Raw genomic sequence first — 18284 nt, 5'->3', positions numbered from 1 at the left:
AGGCCCGTCATTGATCCGCCGGCTGATCCAGTGCGGCAAACGCGCCCAACAGCATTTTGGAATAACAGTGCGCGGCGTCGGGCACGCTGAGCCGCGAGCCCGATAATTCGCGATTGGCTGTCCCCAGGTTCAACGACAGCAACATGTCCTCAGCCGCGTCCAGCGCGCCCTCTGAAATGCCAGGCTGGGCGGCGCGGACCAGCCGGCGCAGGTGTCGCCTAAATTCGCGGGTAACGTCGCGGATGATGTCGGCCACGGCGGGATTGCGATATCCCTCCGCCACGAATTCGTAGATCAATCCTTCATCGGGATGGCTGAGCGAGATGAGCGCATAGGCTTCCAGCCCCTGCTCCGCCGACAGCGTGCCGGCCTCCACCTGCTCGCCGAGCGATTCGAGCGCGCGATATTGCGCGAGCACATCTTTCTCGACGATCGCGCGGATGATGGCGTTCTTATCGTCGAAAAGGCGATAAATTTGGCCGACACTGACCCGCGCATTCGTCGCTAGCTCCGACATGGGCGACGAATGAAAACCCTTTGCTGCGAATAGAATACGCGCCGCATCAATCAATCGGTCGCGAGGCTGATCCACTTCATTCTCTCCCTGGATGCGATTTTCGGTTGATCCGTCTGTCGCAGAGTTTATGGGCACGTCAAATCGGAATGAACGTTCATTCCGGGATTCGCAAGGATCATCATGTATCTTTTTCAACGCTGGGCCCGCGCCTCGTTCGCTACGCTTCCGGTCGCGCTCTTTCTCTCCTCGTGCGGCAAGCCCGCCCAGCCGCCGGCAATGCCGCCGCCCAACGTGGGCTATGTGCTGCTGCAGCCGCGGCCGGTGACGCTGACGACCGAATTGCCCGGCCGGATCGCGGCCGCGGAGACGTCCGAAGTGCGGCCTCAGGTTAGCGGCGTGATCAAGCGGCGTCTGTTCACCGAAGGTGCGCAGGTGCGCGCCGGCCAACTTCTCTATGAGATTGAGGATGCGCCGTTCCGCGCGTCGGTCGTCACGGCGCAGGGCAATCTCGCCAATGCCGAGGCGCAGATCCGTTCGACCCGCCTGCAGGCGGATCGCTATCGCCAGCTCGTGGCGATCAATGCCGTCAGCCGCCAGGAGGCGGACAATGCGATCGCGTCCGCCGATCAGGCGCGGGCAAGCGTCATCGCCCAGCGCGGCGCCTTGCAGACCGCGCGCGTCAATCTGGGCTTCAGCCGCATCCGTGCGCCGATTTCGGGACGGATCGGGCGATCGGTCTATACGGTCGGCGCACTCGTCCAGGCGGGCCAGGCCGATGCTTTGACAACGATCCAGCGGATGGACCGCGTGTTCGTGGACGTGACCCAGTCCGCCACCGACCTGCTCAACCTGCGCGCCGCGCTCAGCAATGGTGCGGTCACGCGCGGTGGGCCGGGTAGCGCGCGCGTGCAGCTGATCCTGCCGAACGGGGCGACCTATCCGATCGAAGGCACGCTGCAATTCGCCGACGTCACGGTCGACCCGACCAGCGGGTCGGTGACCGTCCGAGCGACCTTTCCCAATCCCGACGGCACCCTACTGCCGGGCATGTATGTTCGCGCCAGGCTGGTCGAGGGGACCAGGCAGCAAGCGCTGGTGGTGCCGCAGACCGGAATCTCGCGCAACGAGCGCGGCGAAGGCACCGCTCTGGTGCTGGACGCCAACAATGTGGTGGCGCAGCGCATCGTCAAGACGGATCGCGCGATTGGCAATGACTGGGTCGTGTCCTCCGGGCTGAAGCCGGGCGACAAGCTGATCGTCGAAGGCCTGCTCAACCTGCGCCCTGGCACGAAGGTGCAGGCGCACCCGGCGGGCGCCGCCCCGCCCCCGACCGGCGCCAAGCCCGCGCAGCCGGCGATGGGGGGCTGATCCATGTCCCGTTATTTCATCGATCGGCCCATCTTCGCATGGGTCATCGCGATCGTCCTGATGCTGGCCGGCGTGCTGGCGATCCGATCCATGTCGATCGCCCAATTCCCGGCGATTGCGGCTCCGGCCATCTCGATCACCGCCACCTATCCCGGTGCGGACGCGCAGACGCTGGAAAACACGACCACCCAGATCATCGAGCAGCAGATGAAGGGCATCGATCATCTGCGCTATTTCTCGTCGAGCAGCGATTCGTCGGGCCAGGTCACGATCACGCTGACCTTCGAACAGGGCACCGATCCGGACATCGCGCAGGTGCAGGTGCAGAACAAGCTGCAGCTGGCGACGCCGCAATTGCCGCAAGAGGTGCAGGCGCAGGGGCTGCGCGTCGCCAAGGCGGTGACCAATTTCCTGCTCGTCGTCTCGGTCTATTCGGAAGACGGCAGCCATGATCAAGCCGATCTGGGCGATTATGTCGCGGCACGGATCCAGGATCCGCTGTCGCGCGTCGATGGCGTCGGCGATATCCAATTGTTCGGATCGCAATATGCGATGCGGATCTGGATGGACCCGCTCAAGATGGCGAACCTGCAGGTCACCACGACCGACATCGCCAGTGCCGTCACCGCGCAGAACGCGCAGGTGTCCGCCGGCCAGATTGGCGGCCTGCCGACGGTGAAGGGGCAATTGCTGAACGCGGTCGTCAGCGCGCAATCGCGGCTGCAGACCGCCGACCAGTTCCGCGACATCCTGCTGCGAACCAATAGCGACGGCTCGACCGTCAAGCTGTCCGATGTCGCCCGCGTCGAGATCGGTGCGGAAACGGCCAGCACGGCACAGCTGTATAATGGCAAGCCGTCAGCCGGCATCGCCATCAAGCTGGCGCCCGGCGCCAACGCGCTCAACACGGTCAAGAATATCAAGGAGGAGATGACGCGGCTGTCCGCCACGTTCCCGTCGGACATCAAGATCGGTTACGCGCTCGACACCGCACCGTTCGTATCGCTGTCGATCGAGCAGGTGGTGGAGACGCTGATCGAGGCGGTCGTCCTCGTCTTCCTCGTCATGTTCCTGTTTCTGCAGAATTGGCGCGCGACGCTGATCCCCACGATCGCCGTGCCGGTGGTGCTGCTGGGTGCCTTCGCAATCCTGTATGCTGCGGGTTTCACGATCAACACGCTGACCTTGTTCGGCATGGTGCTCGCGATCGGCCTGTTGGTCGACGATGCGATCGTGGTGGTGGAGAATGTCGAGCGGCTGATCCACGACGAGGGCCTGTCGCCCAAGGAGGCGGCGCGCAAATCGATGGACGAGGTCAGCGGCGCGCTGATCGGCATCGCGCTGGTCCTGTCCGCCGTGTTCCTACCAATGGCCTTCTTCGGCGGGTCGACGGGCGTCATCTACCGCCAATTCTCGATCACCATCGTCGCATCGATGCTGCTGTCGGTTCTGGTGGCCCTGATCCTGACGCCTGCTCTGTGTGCGACCATCCTGAAGCCCGCCAAGGAGGGACATGGCAAGAAGGGCTTCTTCGGCTGGTTCAACCGCACGTTCGACCATAATGTCGAGCGCTACGGCAAGGGCGTGGCCGGCATGAACCGCCGCTGGGGCCGCAGCCTGATCGTCTATGCGCTGATCTTCTTGGGCATGGCCGCTTTGTTCCTGCGCCTGCCCGGCGGTTTCCTGCCCGAAGAGGATCAGGGGATCATCTTCACGCAGCTCAGCCTGCCGCCGGGGTCGACGCTGGAGCAGACCGAAACGGCGATGCAGAAAATCCGCGATTATTATTCGAAGGATCAGAAAGCCAACGTCGCCAGCGTCTTCACCGTCTCCGGCTTCGGTTTCGCCGGTGTTGGCCAGAATGTCGGTTTCGCCTTTGTCCGTCTGAAGGACTGGAAGGACCGTAAGGGCGCGGGCAGCAAGGCCGCCGCCATTGCCGGTCAGGCGATCGGCGCGCTGGCGCCGCAAATCCCGACCGGGCAAGCGATCGCCTTTGCGCCGCCGGCCGTGCTCGAACTCGGCAATGCGACGGGTTTCGATCTTGAGCTGAAGGACATTGGCGGGGTCGGCCACGATCGTCTGATTGCGGCGCGCAATCAGCTGCTCGGCATGGCGATGCAGGATCCGGCCCTGATGCAGGTTCGGCCCAACGGGCTGGAGGATGCGCCACAGCTGAAGATCAACGTCGACAAGCCCCGTGCCGGCGCGCTCGGCCTGGCCCAGGGAGATATCAACACCACCGTCAGCACCGCGTTCGGCGGCGCCTACGTCAACGACTTCATCGATCGCGGGCGCGTGAAGAAGGTCTATCTGCAGGCGGACGCCCCCTATCGCACCAAACCCGAAGACCTGAACCTTCTCTATGTGCGCGGCGCGTCCGGCACGATGGCCCCCTTCTCGGCCTTTGCGAGCAGCGCCTGGGGCGTCGGCCCGTCCAAGTTGGAACGCTATAATGGCCAGTCGTCGGTCGAACTGCTGGGCGCCCCCGCGCCGGGGCACAGCACCGGCGACGCGATGAACCGTGTGACCGAAATGGTGAAGAAACTGCCGCCCGGCATCGGTTATGAATGGACAGGGCTGTCCTATGAGGAACGGCTGTCCGCGGGCCAGGCCTATCCGCTATACGGCCTGTCGCTGTTGATCGTGTTCCTCTGCCTCGCGGCGCTGTACGAAAGCTGGTCGATACCGATTTCGGTGCTGCTGGTGGTGCCGCTCGGCGTGGTCGGCGCGGTTCTGGCGGCGACGCTCAGCGGGCTCGACAACGACATCTACCTGCAGGTCGGCCTGATCACGACCGTCGGTGTGGCCGCGAAGAACGCCATCCTGATCGTGGAGTTCGCCGAAGAGCGGATGATCGCCGGCATGGGCGCGCTGGAGGCCGCGATCGAGGCGGCCAAGCTGCGGCTAAGGCCTATCCTGATGACGTCGCTCGCTTTCACCTTCGGCGTGTTGCCGCTGGCGGTGTCGAGCGGTGCTGGCGCCGGCGGCCAGAACGCGATCGGCCGCAGCGTGGTGGGCGGCATGCTGTCCGCAACCGTCTTCGCCATCTTCTTCGTGCCGGTCTTCTTCGTGCTGGTGAAGAAGCTGTTCCGCCAGGATCCGGGACCGCGCCAGGGCGATCCGGCACCCGAACCGCAGCCTAAGGAAGCCTGATATGCGGCCGTTCACGATCAGCCTGTTGTTGGCATCCGCGAGTGCCCTCGGCGGGTGCAACCTGGCCCCCACCTATGTGCGGCCGTCCATGCCGGTATCGGCGACACTGCCGACCGGCGGCGTCTATGACACTGCCCGCAGCGAAACCGCGGTGCGCCCGGTCGACGTTGCGTGGCAGGACTTCTTCACCGATCCCAAGTTGCGCGGCCTGATCGCGCTGGCGCTGGACAATAATCGCGACCTGCGCATCGCGGTCGCCAACGTGGCGCAATATCGCGCCCAGCTTGGCGCGCAGCGCGCCGACCTGTTCCCGAGCCTCGCCGCCAGCGGCAGCGCCACCTATCAGAAGAACTCCGCCTCGCAATTTGGCGGCGTGGGCGGAGGCACCGGTGGTGGCACCGGCGGCGGCACGGTGGTAAGCAGCAGCCGGCGCAACGACATTTACTCGGCCAGCATCGGCGTATCCGCGTGGGAGATCGATCTGTTCGGCCGCGTGCGCAACCTGACCGATGAAGCGTTCAACAAATATCTTTCGAGCCAGGATGCACGCAATGCATCGCGCGTCACGCTGATCGCGGATGTCGCCAACGCCTATCTGACGATGGCGGCCGACCAGGATGCGCTACGCATCGCCCAGGACACCGCCAAGGCGTTTGGCGATACGCTGGCGCTGACCCGCCAGCGCTTCGCGATCGGCGTATCGTCCGAACTCGACGTGCGGCAGGCGCAAAGCAGCTATGACAGCGCGCGCGCGCAGATCGCGCAAAGCCGCACCCTCGTCGCGCAGGACCAGAATAACCTGACGCTGCTGGTCGGCACCACGCCCCCGGCCGAGCTGCTGCCGACGGGGCTGCCCGCCCAGGGCGCGACCATCGACGCCCTGCCCGCCGGCCTGTCCTCCGACGTGCTGCTACGCCGCCCCGACATTGCCGAAGCCGAGCATACTTTGCGGGCGGCCAATGCGGATATCGGCGCCGCGCGCGCCGCCTTCTTCCCGCAGATCAGCCTGACCGCGACACTGGGAACGCTGAGCCTGGGCCTCTCGAACCTTTTCGCGAGCGGCAACGGCAATTGGTCGGTCGCGCCTTCGGTGACGCAGACCCTGTTCGACTTTGGGCGCAACAAGAGCAACCTGCGCTATTCGGAAGCCTCGCGCGACGTGGCCGTGGCGCAATATGAAAAGGCGATCCAGACCGGCTTCCGCGAAGTCGCGGATGCGCTGGCCCGACGCGGCACGATCACCGCGCAGATCGAGGCACAGACATCATTGCGCGACGCGGCGGCGGTCAGTTACAAATTGTCCGAGGCGCGTTTCCGCACCGGCATCGCCTCCTTCCTCGACACGCTGGATTCGCAACGGACCCTGTTCTCCGCGGAGCAGACGCTCGTCACGACCCGACTGACGCGCCAGACCAACCTGGTCGAACTATACCGATCGCTGGGTGGGGGCCTGTCCTAGGATCGGCGCGGCCGCTTCCAAACGTGCATGGCGCGAACACGCGCTGGCCATTCTTCCAACATCCGGAAGAATATCTTCCACATATTCGCTATTCTGCCGGCACAGCTGAAAGGAATACCCTCGCCCCCGCACCTTTATGTTGCGGGGGAACATGTCATGATATTGCGAACACTTTCGGCTACACTGGCGCTGCTTATGCTGGCGCCGGTGGCCCAGGCCGCGCCCGCGGCGGCTGCACCACAGAGCGATGCGGCGGCATCGGTCACGCGCTATCGCACCGCGACGGTGGATGGGGTCAATATCTTCTATCGCGAGGCCGGGCCGGCCGACGGCCCGGTCGTGCTGTTGCTGCACGGCTTCCCGACATCCTCCCACATGTTTCGCAATCTCATCCCGCTGCTGGCGGATCGCTACCATGTGATCGCGCCGGATTTCCCCGGCTTCGGCGGCAGCGCCGCGCCCGATCACAAGCAATTCGTCTACAGCTTCGGCCATTATGCGGATTTGATGGATGGGCTGGTCCAGCAGCTCGGCGCCAAGAAATACACGATGTACGTGATGGATTACGGTGCCCCGGTTGGATACCGTCTGGCATTGAAGCATCCCGAGCGCGTGAGCGGGATGATCGTGCAGAACGGCAATGCCTATGTGGAGGGGCTCGGCAAGTTCTGGGATCCGATCAAGGCCTATTGGGCGGACAAGTCGCAGGCCAAGCGCACCGCCCTCCACATGCTGGTGACGCCCGAAATCACCCGCTTCCAATATGTCGATGGCGTGCGCGACGTCTCCCGCATCGATCCGGACAATTGGCTGCACGATCAGGTGCTGCTCGACCGCCCGGGCAATCGCGACATCCAGATGAATCTGTTCGGCGATTACGGCACCAACGTCCCTTTATACCCGCAATTCCAGGCCTTCTTTCGCCGCTATCAGCCGCCGACGCTGATCGTGTGGGGCCGCAACGACAAGATTTTCCCGGCTGACGGTGCCTATCCCTATCTGCGCGATCTGCCGCATGCGGACCTGCACCTTTTGGACACCGGCCATTTCGCGCTGGAGGACAAGCTGGACGTGATGGCGCCGATCATTCGCCAATTCCTGGACAGTCAGGTCGCCCCACGCTGACCGCCCGCGCCACGCTCTGACGTGATCGTCAGAGCGTGGCGAGGCTGGAAAGTTCGCGGACGGTGATGCCGTACGTCTCACAAATATGATCGCGCAGGGCGCTTTTGGCCGTCGCCATTTCGGCATAGGCCAGTTCCTCTGCCTCTTCATGGGCGAAGTCGACCTGGAAGCGATCGGGCACAAGCGCATCCCAGGTCCGGTTATGACGGATCGCTGCGGCACGTACGGCCGCTACCAGCTCTTTCGGGTCCATTGCGCGTGAACGCGCCATATCCGGTGCGGTTTCGCCGCCTGGGCATAGTCCGCCACGCTGGGATCAGCGATGCTTGAGGATCCAGTCCGCGATGAGGCTCAGGGCCGCGGGAGAGAAGGTCTCTTCGATCGTGCCATATTCCTGGGGAAGGCCGGTCTTGCTGGTCTGAAACAGGTGGTTGAGCCCCGGCAGTTCGACGATGGTGGCGTCAGGATTATTGCGGGTGGCCGCACGGATCGCGGGCAAATTCTGGTCGGCGAGCACTTGTTTGTCGTTGGCCCCATTCAGCGCGAGCAGCGGGATCCGCAAGGCGCGTAGCGCCGGGACGGGGTCGTACGCGGCAAACTGCCGATACCAGTCGGACGTGACCATCGTCAGCTGCGCGGCTCGTGCCGGCTCCGGCACACCGCTGGTCGCGAGCAGCGGTGCGACGGCGGCACGCGCATGGTCGATATCCGGCGCGCGGATCACCGCATCCGAAATGGCACGCAGCAACGCACTATTTTTCGCCACGACATCCGCACTGAGCCCGGCGCCCCGGCCGATCGCATCGGCCTGCGCCGCCACGACCTCCGCGCCGCGCACGCCTGGCCCGGCCAGCAGCACGACGAAGGCCAGCTTGGGGTTCCGCTCCGCCACCATCGGCGCGATCAGCCCGCCTTCGCTATGCCCGATCGCGCCGACATGGGCGGGATCGATATAAGGCTGCTGGCGCAGCCATCGTACGGCCGCCTCCGCGTCCTGCGCGAAATCGCGGCTCGTTCCGGTCGCAAAGGTTCCGGTCGACTTCGCGGTGCCGCGATCGTCATAGCGCAAGACAGCGATACCCCTGCGGGTGAGATAGTCGGCCAGGACGAGGAAGGGCTTGTGGCCCAGCAATTCCTCGTCCCGATTCTGCGGGCCGGAACCGGTGATCAGCACTACGGCGGGGAACGGCCCGGCACCCGGCGGAGCCGTGAGCGTACCGCCCAGGCGAACGCCCGCCACGCTATCGATGTCCGCCTGCTCTTCTCGATAGGGGAATGGAGGCTTCGGCTCCTGCGGCCGCAACGCTGCCTCGATCGCGCCGGGAAGCAAGACGAGCGCGAAGGCGCTGCCCTGCGTCCATGTGCCGTCCCACGCCTTGCGCCCGGCATCCCACTTCGCGGCAAAACTGCCGCCGATCGACGGGACCTGGAAAGACAGGTTAGGGCCGGCGAATATCACGGTCGCGATCGGGGTTTTCTGCGGGCCCTGATCCGGGCTGACGATCGTTCCAGCCAGGCTGCCATCGGCATTCCGCGCGATCGTGACACCGAGCCGCAGGCTGACCGCGCCCACATCCAGCCGCCCATGCCAGTCGCCGACCGCCTGCTGCGCCGCCACCGGTGTCGATATTCCCACTATCAAGCCGCTGAAGATCGTCAGCGCCCGCAATATCCATCCTGCCATATGGTCGCTCCCCCTAAGACGACATCCCACCGGCACCTTGGCCGCCCATTTGTGCTGGTCAAGACATGGCTGGATCAAGACGCCAGTCCCGACAAATAAAGCCGATCGATGAACCGGCACAGCGCAATTGCAACCAGGCCCACTAACCCGCGTTAATAAATTTGCCGGCTCCCCGGCATGAGGATGTGGATGAAGCCATTGCAATCCGCAGCAGCAGCGGTGGACGCGCCCGGCAATAAAGCCGCCATTGCGCCCATCAGCCAAAGCTGGTTCGATTCTTCGGTCTGCCGCAATTGTTCGGCTCAGCTTACGACACCCTATTGCGGAAGTTGCGGGCAGAAAGCCGCACGGCGTTTGTCATTCGGCGATCTGTTTAAAGAAAGCTGGGAGCGGATCCGCTGGTTCGAGAAGGACAGCGTAAAGACGATCCTGCGCCTCATCTTCCAGCCCGGTCTGGTCGCCCGCGACTATGTCCATGGCAAGCGCGCCAGCTACATGCACCCGCTGAAATTGCTGGTCGCGCTCGTCGCGATCCTGGTGCTGATCCTGGCGGCCAACCAATATTTTCAGCGCTTCGATTTCGTCGGCCAAAGCCGGGACGTGGATCGGATGGCACAGCGGGTCGTCACCTATGCCAATTGGAGCTTCACGCTCGGCATCGTGGCGATATTCCTGGGAAGCTGGATCGGCTTCGGGCGACGGCTGAACTATAATGCAATCGAACATGCGGTACTGGCCATCTATTGCCAGAATCTGATCCTGGCCATCGTCATCGTTAATCTTTTGCCGACGCTCCTGTGGCATTCGCCAGGCTTCATCCTGCTGCACAAACAAGCATCCGGCTATTATCTCTACGTGATCAAACTGACCATAGTCACACTGGCCTATAGCCAGTTCTTTCGGCTTCGACTTTCGCAGGACTGGCCCCGTCTGCTTCTGGCCTGCCTGATCTACGCCGTCGCGAGCTGGGGGCTGCTGCGCCTGTACGCGACAATGCTGCTCTGGATCATCGACGCATAAGAGGGAGAGGAAGATGAAGGGATATTTTCTGGCCACCACCCTGTTGGCGCCGCTGCTCCTCGTGGGATGCAACCGGGGCGCAGATCCGGGCTCGACGGCGGCCGATCGACTGACGGGAGGCCAGAAGATCGAGGCCATCGCCTCCACCCTGCAGGCCTGTTCCTATGACGGACGCCCCGTCAGCGGCAACGCTGCGGCATTTACCGGCGCCGCACCGGAGAATTGCCAGCTCGCGGTGAAGCGGATCATGGACTATACCGGCCTTCCCGCCAACTTCGTGGTGACGACCGGACCGGTCGACAATGCCGCCGCGGTGATCATGCTGGATCAGAACCGCGTGCCCCGGCGCGTGATCGCGTTCAATCCCAATTTCATGCGCGCGGCGATGGCCCGTGTCGGCGGCGATCCATGGGGCCCGACCAGCATATTAGCGCATGAGATCGCGCATCACCTGTCCGGCCACACGATCGTGCCCGGCGGCAGCCGCCCCGATATCGAGCTAGAGGCGGACAAATTCTCCGGCTTTGTGATGGAGAAGATGGGGGCGCCCGAGCGCGCCGCGACCGAGATGATCCTGGCGGTCGGTAGCGCGCATGGCTCCCCCACCCATCCGGACAAGGTGACCCGCGCCAACGCCATTCGTGCCGGCTGGCAACAGGCGTGCGCACAACAGCAGCGCAGCGATTGCCGTGCGGGCAGTGGCGCCGCCCCGGTCAACCCCAATGCCGGCCCGACTGCCGGCGCCGAACCTGGCGCGCCGATCGTGAAGGCGAACTTCGCCCTGCCGGCACCCGGCTCCATTCCCTTCAAATATGGCCGCTTCATCGTCGATGAAACCGGCAAGCTGGACGCCGGCCGCGTCCGGGCGATGGATCAGAAGCTTTACACGCTGGCCAAAGATGTCGGGGCCGAATTCACCATCCTCGTGGTCAACGATCTGCACGGGCAGTCGCCGGAGGATTATGCCTGGGCGATGATGCGTCAGCTGCGTGTCGGCAAGCTGGACGTAGGCAATGGCGCGGTGGCGGTGATCGCGCCCCGCCAGCGGCAGGCCGCGGTGGCGTTCGGGCCCGGCTTCGCCAAGGAGGCGGAGTTCTCGGATCCCAAGAAGATGCTGCTGGATTGGGTCGACGCGGCGTGGTCCTATTGCGATGATGCCGACGGCTGCCAGGGGTGGACCGACAATTTGTTCAATGTCTTCAGCTTTACGTTGAGCAATGTCGCCCACACCAAGTGGACCATCGATTATCCCTCCCTGGGCGTGCTCAACGCCCATTATGATCAGGTGACGGCGGAGCGGACGCGCAGCAAACGACCCTGGAACGATGCGATCGATCAGCCGCTCGGCAACCTGCTGCGCATCAGCGGCACGGTGACGAGTCTCGATCCGCCGCAAGGCCCCGGCCAGGTCACGCCATCGATCGTCAACGGTCCGCTTGCCTATAAGGCGGTGAGCCTGCGTACAGATGATGGCTTTCCCGTGATCCTCTACGTCGCGCCACGGACGGCCGGGCTGATGCCGGCGGGTGCGATCAAGGCAGGCCAGCGTTATACGGTGGTTGGGCGCCTGCAACGGCGTGGCGACAAGGGTGCGCAGGCCTCGGCGCTCTGGACGTTCAGCTACGATCCGATCTGACGCGCGGCGCCAGGGCGCTATTTGCGCCCGAACAGCTTCTCGATGTCGCCATGGCCCAGCTTGATCCAGGTCGGGCGGCCATGGTTGCATTGGCCGGAATGTGGCGTGACTTCCATTTCACGCAGCAAAGCGTTCATCTCCGCCACCGACAGGATGCGGCCGGCGCGGACCGAGCCGTGGCAGGCCATCGTCCCGGCAATCGCATCCAGCTTTTCCTTGAGCGACAGCGCCTCGTCATAAGCGGCAAGCTCGTCCGCCAGATCGATGACCAGCTGCGCGGCGTCGCTTGGACCAAGCAGCGCCGGGGTTGCGCGCACCAGCATCGCCTTCGCGCCGAACCGTTCGAGTTCCAGCCCCATTTCCGCGAGCTCGGCGGCGCGCGCCTCCAGGCGGTCGCAGGCCGGCTCGTCCATCTCGACGACTTCCGGCAATAGCAGGGCCTGTCGCGCCACACCGCCATCGGCGACGGCGCGGCGCATCCGTTCCAGTACCAGCCGTTCATGCGCCGCATGCTGATCGACCAGGATCAACCCATCCGCCGCCTCCGCCACGATATAGGTCGCCGCCACCTGCCCGCGCGCCACGCCTAACGGATACTCCACCGCCGCGGGCGGCGGGGCGAACGCCTGTTCGGCGCGCGCCGATGGCGGAGGGGCATAAGTGGGAATATTGTCCCACACCGACCCCTGTACGTTGGGCGTCGGCGGCGCCCATTGCGGAGAGAGCGGCTCCGCCTGCCAGCGGCCGAGCGCTGCGGGGGACGGGCGCGCGGCGCTGCGGTGCCCGGCACTGTCCAGAGCGGCCCGCAGCCCGCCGACGATCATACCGCGCACCAGCCCCGCCTCGCGGAACCGCACCTCGGTCTTGGCCGGATGGACATTCACGTCCACGTCTTCGCCCGGCACCTCCAGAAACAGGGCCAGGACGGGATGGCGATCCCGCGCGAGCAGATCCTGATAGGCCGCGCGCACGCTGCCGATCAGCAACCGGTCTTTTACGGGCCGGCCGTTCACGAACAGATATTGGTGATCGGCGACGCCCCGACTGAAGGTGGGCAGACCCGCGACGCCGCCCAGCGCCAGACCTTCCCGGCCATGATCGACGGCGACCGAGTTACGGATCAGCTCGCGGTCGATCAGCGCCGCCACCCGTTCCGCCCGCGTTTCGCCCGGCTGTACCGCGATCGAGCGTCGCCCGTCATGTTCCAGGGTGAAGCCGATCTCCGGCCGCGCCATCGCCAGCCGCCGCACGATATCGACGCAGGCCGCATATTCCGACCGCGCCGTCCGCAGGAACTTGGCGCGGGCGGGAACGCGCGCAAACAGCCCCTCCACCTTGACCCGCGTCCCCGGCGGCAGCGCGGCCGGCCCCTCATGAGTCACCTGGCCATTATCGACCGTACGGCGCCACCCCTCGGCGCCGCGCACCCGGCTCTCGATCGTCAGCGTTGCCACACTGGCGATGGAGGGGAGCGCTTCGCCCCGAAAACCCAACGTCGCGACCCGCTCGATCGCGTCGTCCGGCAGCTTCGAAGTGGCATGACGCTCCAGCGCCAGCGCCATTTCGCCGGGCGCCATTCCGCTTCCGTCGTCGGTCACCTCGATGCCGCTTATCCCCCCTTCGCTCAGGCGCACGAGGATGTGGCGCGCGCCCGCATCGATGGCGTTTTCAACGAGTTCCTTCAGCGCCGACGCGGGGCGCTCCACAACCTCGCCGGCGGCGATGCGATTGACCAAATGCTCTGGGAGCCGGCGTATTGACATGGGCATGGCTCTAGCCCAGTCAGCTGCCTTCCGCGACCGGGCTTTCACCCATCGGTAAAGATGATTCACCGCCGGTCGCGCGACGGACGGACAGTAGACATATGGGCTTCATGCGCTGGTTCAAATTCATGTCGCACGACATGGCGATCGATCTCGGCACCGCGAACACGCTGGTTTATGTGCGCGGCCGCGGGATCGTTCTGGACGAGCCGTCGGTGGTGGCGATCGAGACGATCAATGGCGTCAAGAAGGTCCGCGCCGTCGGCGACGATGCCAAGATGATGATGGGCAAGACGCCCGAACATATGGAAGTCATTCGTCCGCTGCGCGACGGCGTCATCGCCGACATCGACGTCGCCGAGCAGATGATCAAACATTTCATCCATAAGGTGCATGGCCAGCGGCGCTTCCCGCGCTGGCCGGAGATCATCATCTGCGTGCCGTCGGGTTCGACCAAGGTGGAACGCCGCGCGATCCGCGATGCTGCGTCCAATGCCGGCGCATCCCAGGTCTTCCTGATCGAGGAGCCGATGGCGGCCGCGATCGGCGCCGACATGCCGGTGACCGAGCCGATCGGCTCGATGGTCGTCGATATCGGCGGCGGCACGACCGAGGTGGCGGTGCTGTCGCTGCGCGGGCTGGCCTACACCACCAGCGTGCGCGTCGGCGGCGACAAGATGGATGAAGCGATCGGATCCTATGTCCGCCGCAATCATAATCTGCTGATCGGCGAAGCCACGGCCGAACGGATCAAGCAGAAGCATGGCACCGCACGCATGCCCGCTGACGGCGTCGGCGAGCGCATCCTGATCAAGGGCCGCGATCTGGTGAACGGCGTGCCGAAAGAGATTGAGATCACCCAGTCGCAAATTGCCGAAGCGCTGAGCGAACCGGTGTCGGCGATCATCGAAGGCGTGCGTATGGCGCTGGAAAACACCGCGCCGGAGCTGGCCGCCGATATCGTCGACCAGGGCATAGTGCTCACCGGCGGCGGGGCCTTGCTGGAAGGCATTGACGAAGTGTTGCGCCAGGCAACCGGCCTGCCCGTCACGGTCGCGGACAATCCTCTTACCTGCGTCGCGCTCGGCACCGGGCGCGCGCTGGAAGATCCGATGTTCCGCGGCGTGCTGCACACGGCTTAAGAGCGGAAAGGAGGCGGAGCCATGGCCCCGCCGCGTCATCGCGACCGCGGCTTTTCGCGGCGCATCCAATATGGATTATTCTTCGGCTACATCGCTGCCGCCATGGGGACCGTGGCGGGGATAGCGTTGCTGCTGATCGCCCGCTTCGATCCGGTCGCCTATGAGGGGATTCGCGGCCTGGCGCTGGATGTGACCGCGCCGGTATCGGTCGCGACGCGTCCGATCGTGCGCGGGTCCGGATCGGTGGCCAGCGACATTGGGGATTATTTCAACGCCGCCCACAAGAACCGCGCCCTGCGCGAAGAATTGGCGGAAGCCCGGCGCAAAGTGATCCAGGCCCGCGTGCTCGCCTTCGAGAATGCGCGGCTGAAGCGCACGCTCAAGCTGGTGGGCGAACAGGTGCGGCCGATCGTGGCGGCGCGGATCGTCGGATCCAGCCTGTCCGGCAGCCGGCGTTTTGCGACATTGGCCGCGGGCAGCGCCGACGGCATTGTGTCGGGTCAGCCGGTCCGCGTGGCGGACGGCCTGGTCGGCCGGATCGCCGAAGTCGGCCTCCATGCCTCGCGCATCATCCTGTTGACCGATGGCGGCAGCGCCGTCCCGCTGCGCGTGGTGCGCACGGGTGAGGCGGTGCTGGGCGAGGGGCATGGCGACGGCGCGTTGGAAATCCACGCCACCACCGCCGGCGGGCCCGGCTTTCGGCGCGGCGATCTGCTGGTCACCTCCGGCGTCGGCGGTGTATATCCCGCCGACATGCCGGTCGCCGTCGTCATGAGCGCCAGCGGTGAGCTTGCCGCGGCGCGCCCGCTGGCCGATCCGGCCAAGCTGGACTTTGCCATCGTGCTACCGGAACAGCCCTCCCCGCCCCCGCTCGCCCCGCCGGAGGGGCGCAAGCGCTGATGGCGATCGAGTCCGATCTTCTCGGCCGCCCCTCGCCATGGCGATTGCAAGGCCTGCCGATTGCCACCACGGTCATCGGGTCCTGCGTCGCGCTTCTGCCCATCGTCACCACCGTGCCCGTGCTGCCGCCGTTCGGCTTGTTGATGGCGCTGGGCTGGCGGTTGCTGCGGCCGGAATTATGGCCCGCGTGGATGGCGCTGCCGCTGGGGCTTACCGACGATCTGATCACCGGCGCCGCGCCGGGGACGGCGATGACCTTGTGGACGATCGCCTTTCTGGTGATCGACCTGATCGACAGTCGCCCGATGTGGCGGGACCATTGGCTCGACTGGTGGATCGCGACCGGCGCCATCCTGTGGTGCGCCCTCGGCAATTGGGGGATCGGCCGCTTCGTATCCGGCGGCGGCGCGCTCTGGGCCATGATCGCGCCAACCATACTTGCCGTGCTTGCTTTCCCGCCGATTGCGCGGCTGTGCGCGCTGCTGGATCGCTGGCGGTTGGCGAAGTGAAGTTCTTTCAGCGCCCCGGGCGGGTCATCACCGAACAATCGCTGACCTATAGTTTCACCCGGCGCGCGCTCATCCTGGGCGGCGCGCAGGCCAGTGTGGCGGCGTTGCTGGTCGGGCGGATGGCCTGGCTGGCCATCGCCCAACGCGACAAATATGACCGGCTGGCGGAATCCAACCGGGTCCAGAGCCAGATCATCCCGCCGCGCCGGGGCTGGATCGTCGATCGCAACGGCAAGCCGATCGCGGTCAACAAAACCAGCTTCCGGGTCGACCTCATCCCCGATCGTCTGCAGGATCCGGATAGCGCGATCGACGAATTGCGGCATCTGCTCGACCTCAGCCGCGACGATGTCGACCGGATCAAGACCGCGCTCGACAAGTCGCCGGGCTATCAGCCGGTCCCGGTGATCGAGGGACTGGATTATGAACGCTTCGCGGCGGTGAGCCTGCGGCAGAGCGACTTACCCGGGGTTGCCCCCACCAGCGGTTTCACCCGCTCCTACCCGGCGGGCGCCGCGGTTGGCCATCTGTGCGGCTATGTCGGGCCGGCGTCAGCGGAAGATTATCAGAAGACCCACGATCCTCTGCTCGTCACCCCCGGCTTCAAGCTGGGCAAAGAGGGTCTGGAAAAGGTGATGGAGCCGTGGCTGCGTGGCCGCGCGGGGGCGAAGCGGACCGAAGTGACCGCGCATGGCCGGTTGGTGCAGGAACTGACGACCCGTCCCGAGCAGATGGGCCATACGCTGCGCCTGACGATCGATGCGGAGTTGCAGGAATTCGCGTCCCGCCGGATCGGCACCAATAGCGGATCGCTGGCGGTCGTCGATTGCGATACGGGCGGGCTGCTCGCCATGTGCTCGATGCCCTCTTACGATCCCAACGTCTTCACCGCCGGGATCAGCCAGGGGGAATGGGCGATGTTGTCGGCCAACGACCATCTTCCGCTGATGAACAAGACGTTGTTGGGCCTGTACCCGCCCGGTTCGACCGTGAAGCCGATGAATGCGCTGGCGCTGCTGCGCTGGGGCGTCGGCGCCGAGGAGACGGTCAATTGCCCCGGTTTCTACCGGGTCGGCAACGCGCTCTTCCATTGCTGGCGTCATGGGGGGCATGGCCCGATCAACATGCACCGGGCGATCCAGCAATCGTGCGACGTCTATTTCTACGCGATGGCCCGGCGCATTGGCATCGACAAGCTGGCCGCGATGGCGGGCACGCTGGGGCTCGGCGAGAAGTTCGATCTGCCGGCGACCATGCAGCGTTACGGCACCTATCCCAACAGCGCGTGGAAGGAACGTCGTTACAAGAAAGCTTGGACGACCGCGGACACTATGAACGCCTCGATCGGCCAAGGCTATGTGCTGACCAACCCGCTGCAACTGGCGGTAATGGCGGCCCGGATCGCCAGCGGCCGGATCCTGCAACCGCGCCTGATCGTGAACAAGCGCTATGGCCCGCAAGGTGGATCGCTCAACATACCCTCCTCTGACCTGGAGGTGGTCCATCGCGGCATGCGCGACGTGATCAATACGGGCGGTGCGGGCACGGCAGGCTCGTCGCGCCTGCCGGTGCCGGGGGTCGAGATGGCAGGCAAGACCGGGAGCGCGCAGGTGCGCCGGATCAGCATGGCCGATCGTCGCGCCGGTCGCGCCCAGGCCTTGGGTACGGCGGGTCTGTGGAGATTGCGCGACCATGGCCATTTCGTCGGCTTTGCCCCCGCGGAGCAGCCCAAATATGCGATCGGCGTGACGCTGGAACATGCCGGCCACGGCGCCGCCGCGGCGCAGGTCGCGCGCGATGTGATGACTTTCTTGTTCGCGCCGGATCGCGCCATGTCCAACCTCGTCGCCCTGGAAAAAGGCTGGGGCGGGGATATCGAGACGCGCATGGCGGCCGATGTCCAGCGGTGGAAAGATGCGCAGCTTGGCGCGGCCGACGCGACGGCGGCGCCAAGCGACGCCGAAACCGACACGCCCGGCGGGGAGCGACCCGATTGAGCAGCCATTCG

Annotated in this window: 14 protein-coding genes; 10 read left to right on the top strand and 4 right to left on the bottom strand. The window is 65.2% G+C overall.

Features of this window, described 5'->3' with window-relative positions; genetic code table 11:
- Nucleotides 1–7: 7 nt before the first annotated feature.
- A complete protein-coding gene (locus ACSBM8_RS02500) occupies nt 8–712 on the bottom strand; it encodes a TetR/AcrR family transcriptional regulator (RefSeq protein WP_442680098.1) in 705 nt (234 codons plus the stop codon).
- Between ACSBM8_RS02500 and ACSBM8_RS02495 the strand changes: the two genes are divergently transcribed.
- From ACSBM8_RS02495 to ACSBM8_RS02480, 4 genes are all read left to right on the top strand, one after another.
- The gene (locus ACSBM8_RS02495) at nt 698–1885 is read left to right on the top strand and encodes an efflux RND transporter periplasmic adaptor subunit (RefSeq protein ID WP_442680097.1); all 1188 of its coding nucleotides are present in this window, start codon (nt 698–700) and stop codon (nt 1883–1885) included. The two genes, ACSBM8_RS02500 and ACSBM8_RS02495, sit on opposite strands and share 15 nt — an antisense overlap.
- Nucleotides 1886–1888: 3 nt before the next feature.
- Nucleotides 1889–5038 (top strand): efflux RND transporter permease subunit, encoded by a 3150-nt coding sequence (locus ACSBM8_RS02490; RefSeq protein ID WP_442680096.1) that lies wholly within the window; start codon nt 1889–1891, stop codon nt 5036–5038.
- Nucleotide 5039: 1 nt separating this feature from the next.
- Complete coding sequence (locus ACSBM8_RS02485) at nt 5040–6497, top strand: efflux transporter outer membrane subunit (RefSeq protein WP_442680095.1); 1458 nt, start codon at nt 5040–5042, stop codon at nt 6495–6497.
- Nucleotides 6498–6653: 156 nt separating this feature from the next.
- Nucleotides 6654–7622 (top strand): alpha/beta fold hydrolase, encoded by a 969-nt coding sequence (locus ACSBM8_RS02480; RefSeq protein WP_442680094.1) that lies wholly within the window; start codon nt 6654–6656, stop codon nt 7620–7622.
- 28 nt (nt 7623–7650) lie between these two features.
- Here the strand turns inward: ACSBM8_RS02480 and ACSBM8_RS02475 are convergent, their stop codons facing one another.
- Together ACSBM8_RS02475 and ACSBM8_RS02470 are read right to left on the bottom strand one after the other, a co-directional pair.
- Nucleotides 7651–7893: a hypothetical protein gene (locus ACSBM8_RS02475; RefSeq protein WP_442680093.1), complete on the bottom strand. Its 243-nt coding sequence runs from the start codon at nt 7891–7893 to the stop codon at nt 7651–7653.
- 45 nt (nt 7894–7938) lie between these two features.
- A complete protein-coding gene (locus ACSBM8_RS02470; RefSeq protein WP_442680092.1) occupies nt 7939–9306 on the bottom strand; it encodes an alpha/beta hydrolase family protein in 1368 nt (455 codons plus the stop codon).
- A gap of 189 nt (nt 9307–9495) precedes the next feature.
- On the opposite strand from ACSBM8_RS02470, the gene ACSBM8_RS02465 reads away from it, so the two are divergent.
- A complete protein-coding gene (locus ACSBM8_RS02465) occupies nt 9496–10326 on the top strand; it encodes a DUF3667 domain-containing protein (RefSeq protein WP_442680091.1) in 831 nt (276 codons plus the stop codon).
- A 13-nt stretch (nt 10327–10339) separates the two neighbouring features.
- Nucleotides 10340–11962 (top strand): TPM domain-containing protein, encoded by a 1623-nt coding sequence (locus ACSBM8_RS02460; protein WP_442680090.1) that lies wholly within the window; start codon nt 10340–10342, stop codon nt 11960–11962.
- 17 nt (nt 11963–11979) lie between these two features.
- Here the strand turns inward: ACSBM8_RS02460 and mutL are convergent, their stop codons facing one another.
- Entirely contained in the window at nt 11980–13725 is a 1746-nt protein-coding gene (mutL, locus tag ACSBM8_RS02455) for a DNA mismatch repair endonuclease MutL (protein ID WP_442681464.1), read from the bottom strand.
- 101 nt (nt 13726–13826) lie between these two features.
- Between mutL and ACSBM8_RS02450 the strand changes: the two genes are divergently transcribed.
- Genes ACSBM8_RS02450 through mrdA form a run of 4 tightly spaced genes read left to right on the top strand, consistent with a single transcriptional unit; the run spans nt 13827 to nt 18273 of the window.
- Nucleotides 13827–14867, top strand: coding sequence for a rod shape-determining protein (locus tag ACSBM8_RS02450; RefSeq protein ID WP_442680089.1), 1041 nt, complete (start codon nt 13827–13829; stop codon nt 14865–14867).
- A gap of 21 nt (nt 14868–14888) precedes the next feature.
- On the top strand, nt 14889–15767 hold the full coding sequence (gene mreC / locus ACSBM8_RS02445; RefSeq protein ID WP_442680088.1) for a rod shape-determining protein MreC: 879 nt from the start codon (nt 14889–14891) through the stop codon (nt 15765–15767).
- Nucleotides 15767–16276 carry a rod shape-determining protein MreD gene (locus tag ACSBM8_RS02440; protein ID WP_442680087.1) on the top strand — a complete coding sequence of 170 codons (510 nt, stop codon included), beginning with the start codon at nt 15767–15769 and terminating at the stop codon, nt 16274–16276. The genes mreC and ACSBM8_RS02440 overlap by 1 nt, the downstream gene beginning before the upstream one ends.
- On the top strand, nt 16273–18273 hold the full coding sequence (gene mrdA, locus ACSBM8_RS02435) for a penicillin-binding protein 2 (protein WP_442680086.1): 2001 nt from the start codon (nt 16273–16275) through the stop codon (nt 18271–18273). Before ACSBM8_RS02440 ends, mrdA begins: the two co-directional genes overlap by 4 nt.
- The last annotated feature ends 11 nt before the right edge of the window (nt 18274–18284 follow it).

Source organism: Sphingomonas sp. ASY06-1R, from assembly GCF_052180265.1.
Classification (GTDB): Bacteria; Pseudomonadota; Alphaproteobacteria; order Sphingomonadales; family Sphingomonadaceae; genus Sphingomonas_I.
Note: the sequence above shows the minus strand (reverse complement) of the source record. Positions and strands in the feature narration are given on the sequence as shown.

Bases quoted from the DNA above. Each gene is read 5' to 3' on its own strand.
- ACSBM8_RS02495 (WP_442680097.1), top strand. From the start codon at position 698: ATGTATCTTTTTCAACGCTGGGCCCGCGCCTCGTTCGCTACGCTTCCG.
- ACSBM8_RS02490 (WP_442680096.1), top strand. From the start codon at position 1,889: ATGTCCCGTTATTTCATCGATCGGCCCATCTTCGCATGGGTCATCGCG.
- ACSBM8_RS02485 (WP_442680095.1), top strand. From the start codon at position 5,040: ATGCGGCCGTTCACGATCAGCCTGTTGTTGGCATCCGCGAGTGCCCTC.
- ACSBM8_RS02480 (WP_442680094.1), top strand. From the start codon at position 6,654: ATGATATTGCGAACACTTTCGGCTACACTGGCGCTGCTTATGCTGGCG.
- ACSBM8_RS02475 (WP_442680093.1), bottom strand. From the start codon at position 7,893: ATGGCGCGTTCACGCGCAATGGACCCGAAAGAGCTGGTAGCGGCCGTA.
- ACSBM8_RS02470 (WP_442680092.1), bottom strand. From the start codon at position 9,306: ATGGCAGGATGGATATTGCGGGCGCTGACGATCTTCAGCGGCTTGATA.
- ACSBM8_RS02465 (WP_442680091.1), top strand. From the start codon at position 9,496: ATGAAGCCATTGCAATCCGCAGCAGCAGCGGTGGACGCGCCCGGCAAT.
- ACSBM8_RS02460 (WP_442680090.1), top strand. From the start codon at position 10,340: ATGAAGGGATATTTTCTGGCCACCACCCTGTTGGCGCCGCTGCTCCTC.
- mutL (WP_442681464.1), bottom strand. From the start codon at position 13,725: ATGTCAATACGCCGGCTCCCAGAGCATTTGGTCAATCGCATCGCCGCC.
- ACSBM8_RS02450 (WP_442680089.1), top strand. From the start codon at position 13,827: ATGGGCTTCATGCGCTGGTTCAAATTCATGTCGCACGACATGGCGATC.
- mreC (WP_442680088.1), top strand. From the start codon at position 14,889: ATGGCCCCGCCGCGTCATCGCGACCGCGGCTTTTCGCGGCGCATCCAA.
- ACSBM8_RS02440 (WP_442680087.1), top strand. From the start codon at position 15,767: ATGGCGATCGAGTCCGATCTTCTCGGCCGCCCCTCGCCATGGCGATTG.